Consider the following 13005-nt stretch of genomic DNA (forward strand, 5'->3'; position numbering starts at 1 on the left):
GTTTTTGAGAGAACCGGGTTTATTTGTATCCAAAACAGTTAAGAAATAGTTACATATGACACTAATAAATGCAATTTCTAGTCTTACTATGCCTTTGTTAGCAACCGCAACAGCATCAGATAGCGCCTCAATCATAGCAGCAGTGCTGATTAGTTTAGTAGTAATATACCTTGCTAGTATAATTGGTAGTGAAATTTGCGATCGCTTGAACATGCCACCAGTTTTAGGACAGCTCTTAGGTGGTTTAGTCGTGGGTATATCAGCTTTACATCTGCTGGTATTTACTGATAGTGGTGGTGATAGTGGTGACTCTGTTTTAATCAAGTTCTTGGTAGCTACCACAGGTTTGAGTATAGACGGAGCAGCAACAATCTTTCAAATCAATAGCGAAGTCATTTCCGTATTAGCAGAACTAGGTGTAGTCATTCTGCTGTTTGAGATTGGCTTGGAATCTGATTTAAAAGAATTACTCAAAGTCGGGCCACAGTCCGCAATAGTGGCAACAGTGGGAGTTGCAGCACCATTTGCTGCTGGTACTTTTGGGTTAATGATGCAATTTTGTACTTAGTTGATCATTTCATGAAGCGATCGATGGTTTCAATGGAGGTAAAAAATTATGAAAGTAGGTTCAGCATACACAAGATTACTGGTAAATGACTGGAAAGGTTGCTTTTTGTTCTACAAAGATTTATTGGAATTTGAAGTTGCTGTAGAAAATGAAGCAGACGGATATGCTGAATTTAAAGCTGGAGATATGAGGCTATCTCTATTTAGACGCCAGGAAATGGCCCAACTCATCCATAATGCTGACAAGCCACTCCACGCGGAATGCCAGGACACTGTTGCATTGATTTTTACAGTTCATGATTTGGAAGAGGAATATCAGCAATTAAGACACAAAGGTGTAAAATTTACCGCAGCACCGATGAATAATCCTTACTATGGCATCAAAACGGCTTATCTGCGCGACCCGGACGGAACTCTGATCGGTTTATACGAGTTTTTATCTTAATATTTTGATGGTAAAAGCCCCCAGAAAAATCTGTAGAGTCAATCCAAAATCCAAAATCTAAAATCGAATGACGAGGAGGTAGCATCGCACTATGGCTAAACCTGTAATCTTGACGGTTGATGACGATGCTGAAGTGTTACAAGCCGTGGCGCGGGATCTGCGTCAGGAATATGGAGAAAATTACCGCATATTGCGCGCTGACTCTGGTGCTACCGCTTTGGAAGCATTAGAACAAATTAAACTCCGCAACCATCCTGTTGCATTATTTTTGGTAGATCAAAGAATGCCGCAAATGTCTGGGGTTGAGTTCTTACAACAGGCAATAACAATCTTTCCAGATGCAAAACGGGCTTTACTCACAGCCTACGCAGATACCGACGCAGCGATAAATGCAATCAACACTACAAAAATTGATTACTATTTAATGAAGCCGTGGAATCCACCAGAAGAACGGCTGTATCCGGTGCTAAATGATTTGCTTGATGACTGGCAAGCAACATTCCACCCACCCTTTGAAGGTATTCGTGTCATTGGTAATCGCTGGTCGCCCTATTCCCATCAAGTCAAAGATTTTTTGGCACGAAATCAAGTGCCTTACGAGTGGATGGATATCGAATTTTCTAAGGAGGCTGAACAGTTAACAGAATATGCAGACTGTGATAAAGTACGCTTGCCTTTAGTGATTTTCCCTGATGGCGAACAGTTGAGGCAACCAACAAATTTAGAGATTGCTCAGAAAATTGGACTGCGAACTCAAGCAGAAAAGCCGTTTTATGATTTAGCGATTATTGGTAGTGGCCCTGCTGGGTTAGCGGCTGCGGTGTATGGTGCATCGGAAGGGCTACGTACGGTGATGATTGAACGAGAAGCCCCTGGTGGACAGGCGGGAACAAGTTCACGTATTGAAAATTACTTAGGTTTTCCAGTAGGTTTAAGTGGTGGTGATTTAGCACGTCGTGCTGTTACTCAAGCTAGGCGCTTTGGTGTGGAAATTCTCACACCCCAAGAAGTTACGGGTATTCGCGTAGCTAATCCCTATTGTTTTTTACAACTAGCTGACGGTAGCGAAATTAGTTGCCATGCCCTGATTTTGGCATTAGGTGTGGCGTGGCGGCGATTGGATGTACCAGGAATTGAACGCTTGACTGGTGCGGGTGTTTATTATGGTGCAGCTCAAACTGAAGCTATGAGTTGTAAAGATGAAGATGTTTATATTATAGGTGGGGCAAACTCAGCCGGACAAGCAGCTATGTATTTTTCTAAATACGCCAGCCATGTGACGATGTTGGTACGCGGCGAATCTTTGAGTCTCAGTATGTCCCAGTACTTGATAGACCAAATTGCTGAAACACCAAACATTACGGTAAAAACATATACTAGTGTGATTGAAGTCAAAGGAGAAAATTGTTTAGAAGCAATTACTATAAAAAATAATCGCACTGGCGAAATTCAAACACTTCCCGCTACTTCACTATTTATCTTTATTGGGGCAGCACCACGAACTGAATGGTTAGATGGGATAGTGCAACGAGACGATCGCGGTTTTATTTTAACTGGGCCAGATTTACAACGCGATGGACAACACGTCCCAGGCTGGAATTTAGAACGTGACCCTTTTTTGTTAGAAACCAATATTCCCGGTATCTTTGCCGTCGGTGATGTACGTCATGGTTCAGTAAAACGCGTTGCATCGGGAGTAGGCGAAGGTGCTATCTGCGTTCAGTTTATCCATCAGTATTTAGCGAAGGTGTTGTAAATAAGGCAGAAGGCAGAAGGCAGAGGGCAGAAGGAAAGAATTCTCCTCACACCCCTCACACCCCTCACACCCCTCACACCCCCACCTCCCATAAATAAAAGGAGTCCCTATGCTGCATGACCCCAACCAGATGACGCTGTTTCCTAAGTTAAATGATGAAGCTTTGGAGGAGATGAAACAGTATGGTACTGAGATTCAACTGAATGCGGGAGATGTGCTGTTTAAGGAAGGCGATTCTAACTATAACTTTCATGCCGTTTTAAACGGTGAACTGGAGATTACTAAGCAAGTGGGTGGTGAAACCAGACTACTGGCAATTCATCGCCGGGGTGAGTTTGTGGGTGAGTTGTCGATGCTGACTGGTGCAGCTTATATTGCTAGCGCGAAAGCGCTAACACCCTGTCACGTCCTACAAATTGAGGTTGATACCTTTAGGCACATTCTGGCTGAGTGTTCACCTTTAGCTGATGTGATTCTGACAGCAATGGCAGGGCGAACTAAAGATGTAGAAGCCCAACTACGCCAACAAGAAAAGATGGCGGCGTTGGGCAAATTATCAGCAGGCTTAGCACACGAATTAAATAATCCGGGGGCGGCGGCGCAAAGGGCAGCCTCGTTGTTACGTGAGAACTTCCAAAATTTGCAGTCTCTAACTTTACAGCTAAATTGCCTCACCCCAGAACAACTAAACTTGCTGGTGGATATACAAAATCAGGCTACAGCACCCAAACTTGACCCGATTACTCAAGCCGACAAGGAAGACGAAGTTATAGAATGGCTCGAAGACCATGATGTAAATTATGCCTGGAAACTAGCTCCTACACTAGTTGCTGCTGGAATAGACTCGAAAAAACTGGATGTAATAGGCGATCGCATTCCCGCCGAGTTTCTTGGAAATGTATTAACTTGGTTAGAAGCTGCGCTTTCTACTACAGGATTAATCAACGACATTGAACACAGCACAGGACGTATTGCTGAGTTGGTGAAAGCAATTAAAGGCTACACCTACATGGATCAAGCCCCTTTGCAAGAAATAGATGTACATGAGGGCATTGAAAATACTCTGCTGATTTTTCACTGTCGGATTAAAAAGGGGGTGATTGTTCACCGCAAGTATGATCGGACGTTGCCGCGTATTAATGTCTATGCTAGTGAACTCAATCAAGTCTGGACAAATTTAATTGACAATGCCCTTGATGCTATGGATGGTAAAGGTGAGTTGACGATTCACACTTATAAAGAAAATAACTTTCTTGTAGTAGAAATTGCTGATACTGGAGTTGGTATACCGGAGGCGATTCAATCTCGGATATTTGAGCCATTTTTTACTACAAAAGGTGTAGGTAAAGGCACTGGTTTAGGTTTAGAAATTGCCTACAGAATTGTTGTCAATAGGCATAAAGGAGATATTCATGTTGAATCAAAACCAGGTGATACGCGCTTTCGGGTGCGATTGCCGATATGATTTGATTGCAGTTAGCAATTGGGTGTGTTATTGGCGAACACCGATGCACACAGATACACACCGATGAAGCTGTACTTAATTCAAAAGAAAGGAAAAAACTAATGCAGACACGTAAATTAGGTAAACAAGGGCTTGTCGTTTCCGCCTTAGGACTTGGTTGTATGGGAATGTCTGAGTTCTACGGTAATCAGGATGAAACTGAATCCATTGCTACTATGCACCGCGCCTTAGAACTGGGTGTGAATTTCCTTGATACTGCTGATATGTATGGCTACGGTGCAAATGAGGAACTTGTGGGGAGAGCGATCGCAGACCGTCGAGATCAAGTAGTTTTAGCAACAAAGTTTGGTATCCAACGGGGTGAAGATGCTAGTTTTCGGGGCATTAATGGTCGTCCGGAATACGTTCACCAAGCCTGTGATGCTTCGTTGAAACGGCTGAAGGTTGACTACATCGACCTCTATTACCAGCATCGTGTTGATCCAAATGTGCCGATTGAAGATACTGTAGGCGCAATGGCAGAACTTGTGCAGCAAGGTAAAGTGCGTTACCTGGGGCTTTCGGAGGCAGCAGCAACAACGATTCGCCGTGCCAATACTGTTCACCCAATTACAGCTTTGCAAAGCGAGTATTCTCTGTGGACACGCGATCCGGAAGATGAAATCTTACCGACTTTGCGGGAGTTAGGCATTGGCTTTGTGGCTTATTCTCCTTTGGGACGGGGATTTTTGTCTGGACAAATCACTAGTATTGATGATTTAGCAGCAGACGATTTCCGGCGTAATTCACCGCGCTTTCAGGGCGAGAATTTCCACAAGAATTTGCAATTGGTGGAATTAGTAAAAGCGATCGCTGCTGAGAAACAAGTAACTCCCAGCCAACTAGCACTAGCATGGTTGTTAGCACAAGGACAGGATATTGTGCCGATTCCCGGAACTAAACGCCGTAAGTACCTAGAGGAAAATATTAAGGCTGTTGAGATTAGCTTGACTCCAGAGGATTTACAACGTATTGACGAAGTTGCTCCCAAAAATGTCGCAGCAGGCGATCGCTATGGGGACATGAGTACGGTTAATCGTTAAGAAAGCTGGCGAATAGGAGAAAAGAGTGAGACTTCTAGATTAAAAGTTAAAACTTAGTACACCTTTGCGTAAAATTGTAGTGTTTTTAAACGCGGAGGGGCGCAGAGTCAGCGCACAGAAACGCAGAGTTTAGTTTTTTCACTACTTATCTTCCTACCAGTTGAGCAACTTGGGTACGAGCAGCTGCGAGCGATTGAGATAAAGTTGTGCCACCAAGCTCGTCATTTTCAATATGGATAAAGGTGATGTCGGTGATGCCAATAAAGCCAAATATCGTTCTTAAATAAGGGTCTTGATAATTCAGTTTCTCGTTGTGTTCACCAGGGCCAAAGCCAGAGGCACCTCGCGCTGTGATGATAAACATTTTCTTACCTAGTACGAGCGGTTTGTAAGGGTTTGCCGAATCCTCTGGTTCAAAGGCAAAGGTGCGCCCAATCCTGACAATTTGGTCAATATAAGCTTTGAAGGTACTGGGAACACTGAAATTGTACATAGGAATGCCGATAACGTAGACATCAGCAGCTAAAAATTCGTCCACCAGTTGATCGCTGATGCGAATTGCTTGTTGGAGTTGAGGGGTGCGTTGCTCTGGGAGTGTATAAGCTGCTGCAATCCACGGTTCATTGACATGGGGGACGGGATCGCGACCAATATCCCGATAGGTGATGACATCAGCCGAATGAGCCTGTTTCCAAGCCTCGACGAATTCTCTGGTGAGTCTGCGAGAGTGCGATCGCTCACCACGGGGACTAGAATCAATGTGTAACAAACGTGCCATAGTTCCTTATTGATTGATTACTATTTCAGCTTAGGCAAACGACCTGTGTTGAGCTATCTGATTTCTGTGGGACTATCAAAATCTTGCTGTCAGTTTTCAGACTGCTCGATGAGAATCATTCAAAAGTGAATACAATCAGAGCTAGACGAATTGGGTTTGGATCATGAAGACGACAGTCCCCCATCAGACGGAAACGACATGTTTGCCTATTTTGTCTAGCCAAAATCAGGGTTGGGAAAACATTCTGGTTGAGCAATTTCAACATCCGCCAGGGGAGGGGAGTAGTCATTACAGTGATGAACACGCAATTTGTTTGTCTCTTGCACCCCGCCCAGTTCGCTTACTGCAAATTCAGGGAGGCAAAACCTATACGGGGCTGTACGGTAAAGGAGACGTTTCCATTACACCTGCCAAAGTGCCGTTTTTTGCCCGCTGGGATAGAGATGACCACTATTTGCAGATTCGCATTGCGTCTAGTTTTATTCAAAACGTTGCTAGAGAAACCATTGATACTAATTCCGATCAGGTTGAATTACGCTCCGAATTTCGCAATCGTGATCCCCAGATTGAAGCGATCGCAATGCTGCTGTTCGCTGAACTCAAACAGGAAAATTTAGGTGGAAGACTCTATATTGAATCACTAGCAAATGTCCTAGCGGTGCATTTGCTCAGACAATACTCTGCCCTCAAACCTCGTCTTTCAGTTTACGAGGGTGGCTTAAGAGAGCGTCAACTTTCACAAGTATTGGAGTACATCAACGAACATCTGAATCAAGACATCAAGCTAGCAGATTTAGCCCAATTGCTTGGCATGAGTCAATTTCATTTCAGCCATCTATTCAAACAATCGATGGGCACGGCTCCCTACCAATATCTGCTCCAGCAGCGAATAGAACGAGCAAAGCAGTTATTGAAACAGACAGATCAATCAATTATGGAAATTGCTTTTTTGTGTGGTTTCAACAGTCACAGTCATCTGAGTAAACAGTTTCGACAGCTTACAGGCATGACACCTAAAGTATACAGGGGCACATAAATGTATGTAACGCTGTCTTGAAAATAGCGATCGGGGATGAACTTAACAGCAAACTCATAATCCATCTGTGTTAATCAGTGTTCATCTGTGTTCGTTCAAAATTTCATCCCTTCGTTGTGGGCAATTGCCCATGAAGTCTAGTTTGAAATGAGAAATTTCGAGCTTGGAACTTGAAAATTTTGGGTTGAAACGAGAAATTCCGAGTTTGGAACTTGAAACTTTTGGGTTGAAATGAGAAATTTCGAGCTTGGCACTTGAAACTTCTAGTTTTAAACGAGAAATTCCGAGTTTGAAACTTGAAACTTTTGGGTTGAAATGAGAAATTTCGAGCTTGGAACTTGAAATTTGTGGTGGTTTAGGCTAAAGCCGTAACCCACCCTACTGATTATTTGGGAATTGGACAATTAATCCAGACTTGATATTAAATGATTTTCCAACAAAGATGCGATCGCTTCTGGATGCACTTTTTTAAATTCTTTTTGACCAAGTTGCAAAATACAGTTGGGCGCGCTATTACAACATTTTAAACAGCCTGTTTGCTCAATAGTTACTTTATCTTGCAATCCACGTTCACACAAAATCTTTTCTAATTCTGACAATAAACCCTTACCACCCCGTTTGCGGCAACCAGATTTTTGACAGACTAAAATTTTGGCTTTAGTTTGTTGAGGATTTTTTTGATTGGGACAAACCCCCAATGGTTTGACTCCATAAACTTTAAATTTGATTTTACCAGTATGGGTGCTTAACTTGCTCAGACCAAATACTTGTAAAAGTTCGCCGGGTTGCAAGTTTGCACCCAGGTATGCACGCAACTGTTTCGGAAGTTTGAGTTGTACTTCTCCAGATGCGATCGCTAAACGCAAATATTTATATTCTCGTGATGAATCACCCAAAAAACCAAGGAATTGTCCTTCTAGATTAAATTCTGATATTGTTAAGTATTTGCCGCCCATGTTAAATTTTGTTCGTGGTTGGTAGTTGATTGTTGGTTGTTAGTAGATGGTTGTTGGTTGTTGGTAGATGATGGTTGGTTGTTGGTAAATAAAAATTACTGATTTCAAACAACAAGCAACAAACAACAAACAACTCTAAAAATTTTTATGCGAGACGTTTTGCCTCAAAGGTTTGGGGTAAAACTAATGGGTCTGGTAAGTTAGGAAAGGCTAATTCCCAGCCATTCGCCAAAGTAAAAATTTTACCCTCAGAGCCTTCTGATTCTTTCACTACTTCTTCTTCAAGGTCTTTTTTGGCAACGTAAACAACTAAATTACCAGCGTTATTTCTACGTAGCATGACTTTCATATTTCTACTTTCCTATTCTAAATCTTTTGATTTTTCTACTAGTTCTAGTTCTTTTTTGCGGCAACCAACAATAAATCCAGTCTGAAGAAAATGTACTGCATAAATATAGGATCTTTGTAAAAATGAGCCTATACTAACAACGTAACCAATATCTCCTTTTTTACCGAGAATAGTCCCGATTTCTTGACCAGGAAAAGTCCCATCATTTTTGATTTGTTTACGGAGTCGGACTTTATCACCGATATCAAAAGCAGGCGGATCGTATAGTTCAACTTCATCATCTGATTGCATGGGAAACCCTCTGTTCGTAAACTAAATGCAAAACTTCTTGAGTGGTGAGACTGCGTTTTTTCTGAATAGACTGTTGTCGGACTGCATCTAATACAGATTGAGTTTCTTCTGTATTGAGAATAATGCCGTATTGCTGTAGCACATTAGATAGTAAATGTCTGCCAGAATGTTTACCCACCACTAAACGCCGTTCCCAACCGACTTCTTCGGGTGCAAATGGTTCGTAGGTGGTAGGATTTTGCAGGACGCCGTGAGCATGAATGCCAGATTCATGAGCAAAGGTATTTTCACCAACAATTGCTTTCCAAGGCGGGACACTGCAACCAGATGCTGCTGCTACTAGGCGGGACAGTTCTAATAAACGTGGTGTTTCAATGCCAACATCGATACCATGAATGCGTTTGAGAGCCATCACAACTTCTTCTAAAGCTGCGTTTCCGGCTCTTTCGCCCAATCCGTTGACTGTGGTATTTACTGATGAAGCTCCAGCTTTGATACCAGCAAGGGCGTTGGCAGTCGCTAAACCGAAATCATTGTGCGTGTGGATTTCCACAGGAATGATCAAAGCCGCAACCAACCGATTCACTTTTGTATAGGTGCTGAAGGGGTCAAGAACTCCAACTGTATCGCAGAAACGAAACCGTGATGCACCCCATTCTTGGGCATAATGGGCGACATCAAAGAGGAAGTTTTCATCAGCACGAGAAGAATCTTCTCCTCCAACTGCAACCCAAAGACCTTGATCGACAGCAAAGCTGATACTGTCTTTGAGTTGTTGCAAAGTTACGCGCCATTGACCATGAAACTTGGCGGCGATTTGAATTCCAGAGACGGGGATGGAAATGTGCATTCTTGTCAAACCACAGGCCATAGAGGCCTGAATGTCTGAAACTACAGCCCGATTCCAACCTAGCAGTTTAGCAGACAAACCCAAGTCAGAAATTGCTGCGATCGCTCGCATTTCTGACTCACCCATCGCCGGAATCCCGACTTCGATTTCGTGAACGCCGATAGTATCAAGAAATTTGGCGATCGCTACTTTTTCTTGTAAATTAAAGGCAACCCCTGCTGCTTGTTCGCCGTCACGCAGAGTCGTGTCATTAATCAGAACTTTATTCATTGTCAAAATACCTCTAATGAAGTGTGAAGTATGAAGGATGAAGTGTGAAGTATGAACTTTGAAGTGTGAAATATAAATAATTATTTTCAAACTTCAGCTTTTATCCTTGAGCTTTCATCCTTCATCCTACCCTGCACTCCCAGGACGTAGCCCTTCTTGTAAAGTAGCCACTCTTAAGGAGTTTATAGCCTTGAGCTTTCATCCTTCATTCTTTAGCCTTCATCTTCTATCATCATTCTTACCCAACTATCATTTTGCATTCTGTATGACAACCAACCAGGAATTGGTATAAATTAAGTATTTTTTTCTTCAGGATGAGTAGGAATTTCAGTGAATAGCATATAACTTATATAAGTCTTTGCTATTCCTGATACAATTAACAAACTAAATCCAGCAATTAAAGTGGCAATCATGGCGTTATCCTCAGTAGTGAAAATTTAAAATCTAAAAGTTAAAAGAAGTATTTACTTCTTTTGAATTTGTAATAGTTAATTTGATTCTCTTAAGCTTGCTCTTCTAACCAATCAAAAATCCGCTCTAGCTGCTCTATATCAACTAAACCGTATTGCCACAGCAGCATTGGTAATGGCCCATTTTCTAATTCACGTTTTCGTAGGGCTACAGCAATATCTCCACTTGAAAGTTCAAGTTCATTTTGCAAGAAATCAATAAACTTTATATCACTTTGACAGTTGGCTATCATAGAAGCTTTAACAAAAACTGCGAAGTTTAAAATAATTGGTAAAATCATTACAACTGCCAGCATTGTTCTAGCCAATCAATTAATTCTTGACGAGAGACTGAAAATTGCTTAACAATACTGTGAACAAGAATTACTGTAAGAAAATTATCTACTTGCACCCGTAAAGAACCATCAGGATGACACAAACAGGGAATCATTAATTCTTGCAAGCGGCGATAAACTTGCCAGCGATCGCTTAAAGGAATCTGCACAATATAATAGTGATCGCCTAAAGTAGGAGAAGTATAAGGTGGTAGCATTTGTTTGGTTAATTGTTAGTAGTTAGTGGTTAGTGGTTAGTGGTTAGTGGTTCGTTGTTGATGGTTGATGGTTGATTGTTGGTTGCAACAAATGACAAACAACAAACAACAAACAACAAACAACAAATGACAATTGACAATTGACTATTTGACCTTTGACTGTTGACTTTTAAGAATTTGCACTTGTTGTTCAAGCTGTTCTATACGTTCAAGCAAAGAGCGAATTACAGTTGCTTCTACATCCGGGAGTTTGCCGTGTTCTAGGGGAGAGAGGCGTTTATTCTGTTTATGGGAAATATTGCGTCCAGGAATACCCACTACAGTGCAATCACTAGGGACATCTCGTAACACCACTGAACCTGCGCCAATGCGGGCGCCTGCACCAATGGAAATATTACCCAAAACTTTTGCGCCTGCTCCCACAACAACGTTTTCACCCAAGGTAGGATGACGTTTACCCGTTTCTTTACCGGTTCCGCCGAGAGTGACACCTTGATAAATCAAGCTGTAGTTTCCGACAATAGCAGTTTCACCAATGACAACACCCATGCCATGATCGATAAATACTCCCTTACCAATTTCTGCACCTGGGTGAATTTCAATTCCTGTCAAAAATCGTCCCAAGTGCGAAATCAAGCGAGGAAAAAAAGCTATCTTGTGACGGTGTAACCAGTGGGCGAGGCGATGCAAACAGAGTGCATGGAATCCGGGATAGCAAAACAGCACCTCTAACCAATTGCGTGCTGCTGGATCGCGCTCAAAGATAATGCGAAAATCACTCCACAGAGGTTCAAAAATGCCATTTGCACTATCCGGTGTTTTGGCAGTATTAGAATTCCGAATAGGGTTTAATGTCTGTTGCATCGGTAATGCTCTGATTAAAAGCAGTGCGCTATTTTTCTGCTTATACCAGACACCTGCTTAGGGGACAGTGCAGCCGATGACGATTGGATTTATTGGATTGATTAAGGTTGTACTCAAGCACGCTCATCCCCCATTTAATAGAAATTTAAAATTCTTCTGGGGGTAGGGGTGCTAGTATTTTTAGGCTAGGGGTTCTAGTATTTTTGGGCTAGGGGCTAGGCATTTTGGTACTCAATCTCTAGCTCTTTGCTTGTAAGACTTTGCAAAGATTTAAGCAACATATTTTTGCATAACTTAACGTGTACTCACCCGCCCGAAAATCTGCGATCAATAATATTAAGAGTAGAATTTCTGTATATGGAAATACTATTAAAATTTTATTATTTTGTTGGCAAAAAAACAAGATAGCAATTACTACTGGTTCACTAATCTTGAATACAGCAAATTGAACAGTGGGCTTTTCTAGCTAGACCCCCACAGGCAATTACCCACAACCAGGGGATGAAAGAACGTAGACGCGCTTTGCGCGGCTTAAGGTAGGTACACCGATACACACAGTGCAAGGCGATGGATTATGGGTTTGCTGTTGGTTCATTCCTGATCGCTATTTTCAAGACAGATGTAAGGATGTTATGCCATGTTTTAGTATTCAATGCAAAGAAGCTCACTTGTTTTACGAAAAAATTTGCTACACCAATAATTTAGTAAAAAAATATGCATTTAATAGAAACATTTACTACTCATCGTCTGCTGGCTGAACGTCTACAATTTCAACACTTGAATGAACTTGACCGTATGCACCAAGACTCACAAGTTATGGCAACTTTAGGCGGTATTCGTTCTGATGAAGAAACACGGCTTTTTATTCTAAATAACTTGCATCATTGGCAGCAGTATGGATTTGGATTATGGGTATTTCGAGACAAAGTTAATAATCAGTTTGTCGGTCGTGCTGGTCTTCGGAACACTAATGTAGATGGTATTAATGAAGTTGAGTTAGCTTACGCTCTCATGGCTAAATTTTGGAGTAAAGGATTAGCAACAGAAATGGGTGAGCAAATCTTGAAAATTGGTTTTGAAATACTGAAGTTACGTGAGATAGTTTGTTTTACTCTCACGACTAACAAAGCCTCACAAAGGGTTATGGAAAAGTTGGGATTTAAATACGAACGTGAGATGATTCATGCAAATTTACCCCATTTATTATACCGCTTAACAGTTTAATGACAAAATCATGTAGTTGTTTTATGGTTTTAATGAAAGTGCGATCGCTCTTTGTTATTTGTTAAGCCAA

General features: G+C 41.8%; 14 protein-coding genes and 1 pseudogene. 7 read left to right on the plus strand and 8 right to left on the minus strand.

Features of this window, described 5'->3' with window-relative positions; all coding sequences use genetic code 11:
- Positions 1–55 precede the first annotated feature (55 nt).
- The 5 genes and pseudogenes from UYI_RS0116535 to UYI_RS0116555 all read left to right on the plus strand — a co-directional run.
- Positions 56–559: pseudogene (locus UYI_RS0116535) on the plus strand (cation:proton antiporter domain-containing protein); the annotation flags it as partial.
- A gap of 57 nt (positions 560–616) precedes the next feature.
- Positions 617–1012 carry a VOC family protein gene (locus UYI_RS0116540; protein WP_016867754.1) on the plus strand — a complete coding sequence of 132 codons (396 nt, stop codon included), beginning with the start codon at positions 617–619 and terminating at the stop codon, positions 1010–1012.
- A gap of 91 nt (positions 1013–1103) precedes the next feature.
- Positions 1104–2768 carry a response regulator gene (locus UYI_RS0116545; RefSeq protein WP_016867755.1) on the plus strand — a complete coding sequence of 555 codons (1665 nt, stop codon included), beginning with the start codon at positions 1104–1106 and terminating at the stop codon, positions 2766–2768.
- Between the two features lie 109 nt (positions 2769–2877).
- Positions 2878–4233 carry an ATP-binding protein gene (locus tag UYI_RS0116550; RefSeq protein WP_016867756.1) on the plus strand — a complete coding sequence of 452 codons (1356 nt, stop codon included), beginning with the start codon at positions 2878–2880 and terminating at the stop codon, positions 4231–4233.
- Positions 4234–4334: 101 nt separating this feature from the next.
- Positions 4335–5315 (plus strand): aldo/keto reductase, encoded by a 981-nt coding sequence (locus UYI_RS0116555; RefSeq protein WP_016867757.1) that lies wholly within the window; start codon positions 4335–4337, stop codon positions 5313–5315.
- 145 nt (positions 5316–5460) lie between these two features.
- Here UYI_RS0116555 and UYI_RS0116560 read toward each other — a convergent pair whose 3' ends face one another.
- Positions 5461–6093 carry an FMN-dependent NADH-azoreductase gene (locus tag UYI_RS0116560; protein WP_016867758.1) on the minus strand — a complete coding sequence of 211 codons (633 nt, stop codon included), beginning with the start codon at positions 6091–6093 and terminating at the stop codon, positions 5461–5463.
- A gap of 163 nt (positions 6094–6256) precedes the next feature.
- On the opposite strand from UYI_RS0116560, the gene UYI_RS0116565 reads away from it, so the two are divergent.
- A complete protein-coding gene (locus UYI_RS0116565) occupies positions 6257–7129 on the plus strand; it encodes a helix-turn-helix domain-containing protein (RefSeq protein WP_026085992.1) in 873 nt (290 codons plus the stop codon).
- Between the two features lie 404 nt (positions 7130–7533).
- Here UYI_RS0116565 and UYI_RS0116570 read toward each other — a convergent pair whose 3' ends face one another.
- The 7 genes from UYI_RS0116570 to cysE all read right to left on the minus strand — a co-directional run bounded on the left by UYI_RS0116570 (position 7534) and on the right by cysE (position 11711).
- The gene (locus UYI_RS0116570) at positions 7534–8085 is read right to left on the minus strand and encodes a (2Fe-2S) ferredoxin domain-containing protein (RefSeq protein ID WP_016867760.1); all 552 of its coding nucleotides are present in this window, start codon (positions 8083–8085) and stop codon (positions 7534–7536) included.
- A 145-nt stretch (positions 8086–8230) separates the two neighbouring features.
- On the minus strand, positions 8231–8434 hold the full coding sequence (gene nifT, locus UYI_RS0116575) for a putative nitrogen fixation protein NifT (RefSeq protein ID WP_016867761.1): 204 nt from the start codon (positions 8432–8434) through the stop codon (positions 8231–8233).
- 12 nt (positions 8435–8446) lie between these two features.
- Positions 8447–8725: a nitrogen fixation protein NifZ gene (locus tag UYI_RS0116580; protein ID WP_009456969.1), complete on the minus strand. Its 279-nt coding sequence runs from the start codon at positions 8723–8725 to the stop codon at positions 8447–8449.
- Entirely contained in the window at positions 8712–9845 is a 1134-nt protein-coding gene (gene nifV / locus UYI_RS0116585; protein WP_016867762.1) for a homocitrate synthase, read from the minus strand. The genes UYI_RS0116580 and nifV overlap by 14 nt, the downstream gene beginning before the upstream one ends.
- 502 nt (positions 9846–10347) lie before the next feature.
- Positions 10348–10548: a DUF2949 domain-containing protein gene (locus UYI_RS0116595; RefSeq protein ID WP_026085993.1), complete on the minus strand. Its 201-nt coding sequence runs from the start codon at positions 10546–10548 to the stop codon at positions 10348–10350.
- Positions 10549–10595: 47 nt separating this feature from the next.
- On the minus strand, positions 10596–10847 hold the full coding sequence (locus tag UYI_RS0116600) for an Asr1405/Asl0597 family protein (protein WP_016867765.1): 252 nt from the start codon (positions 10845–10847) through the stop codon (positions 10596–10598).
- 144 nt (positions 10848–10991) lie between these two features.
- Positions 10992–11711, minus strand: a complete 720-nt coding sequence (cysE, locus tag UYI_RS0116605; RefSeq protein ID WP_016867766.1) for a serine O-acetyltransferase — start codon at positions 11709–11711, stop codon at positions 10992–10994.
- A gap of 714 nt (positions 11712–12425) precedes the next feature.
- Here cysE and UYI_RS0116610 point away from each other — a divergent pair.
- Complete coding sequence (locus UYI_RS0116610) at positions 12426–12935, plus strand: GNAT family N-acetyltransferase (protein WP_016867767.1); 510 nt, start codon at positions 12426–12428, stop codon at positions 12933–12935.
- The last annotated feature ends 70 nt before the right edge of the window (positions 12936–13005 follow it).

The organism is Fischerella muscicola PCC 7414, assembly GCF_000317205.1.
Taxonomy (GTDB): domain Bacteria; phylum Cyanobacteriota; class Cyanobacteriia; order Cyanobacteriales; family Nostocaceae; genus Fischerella; species Fischerella muscicola.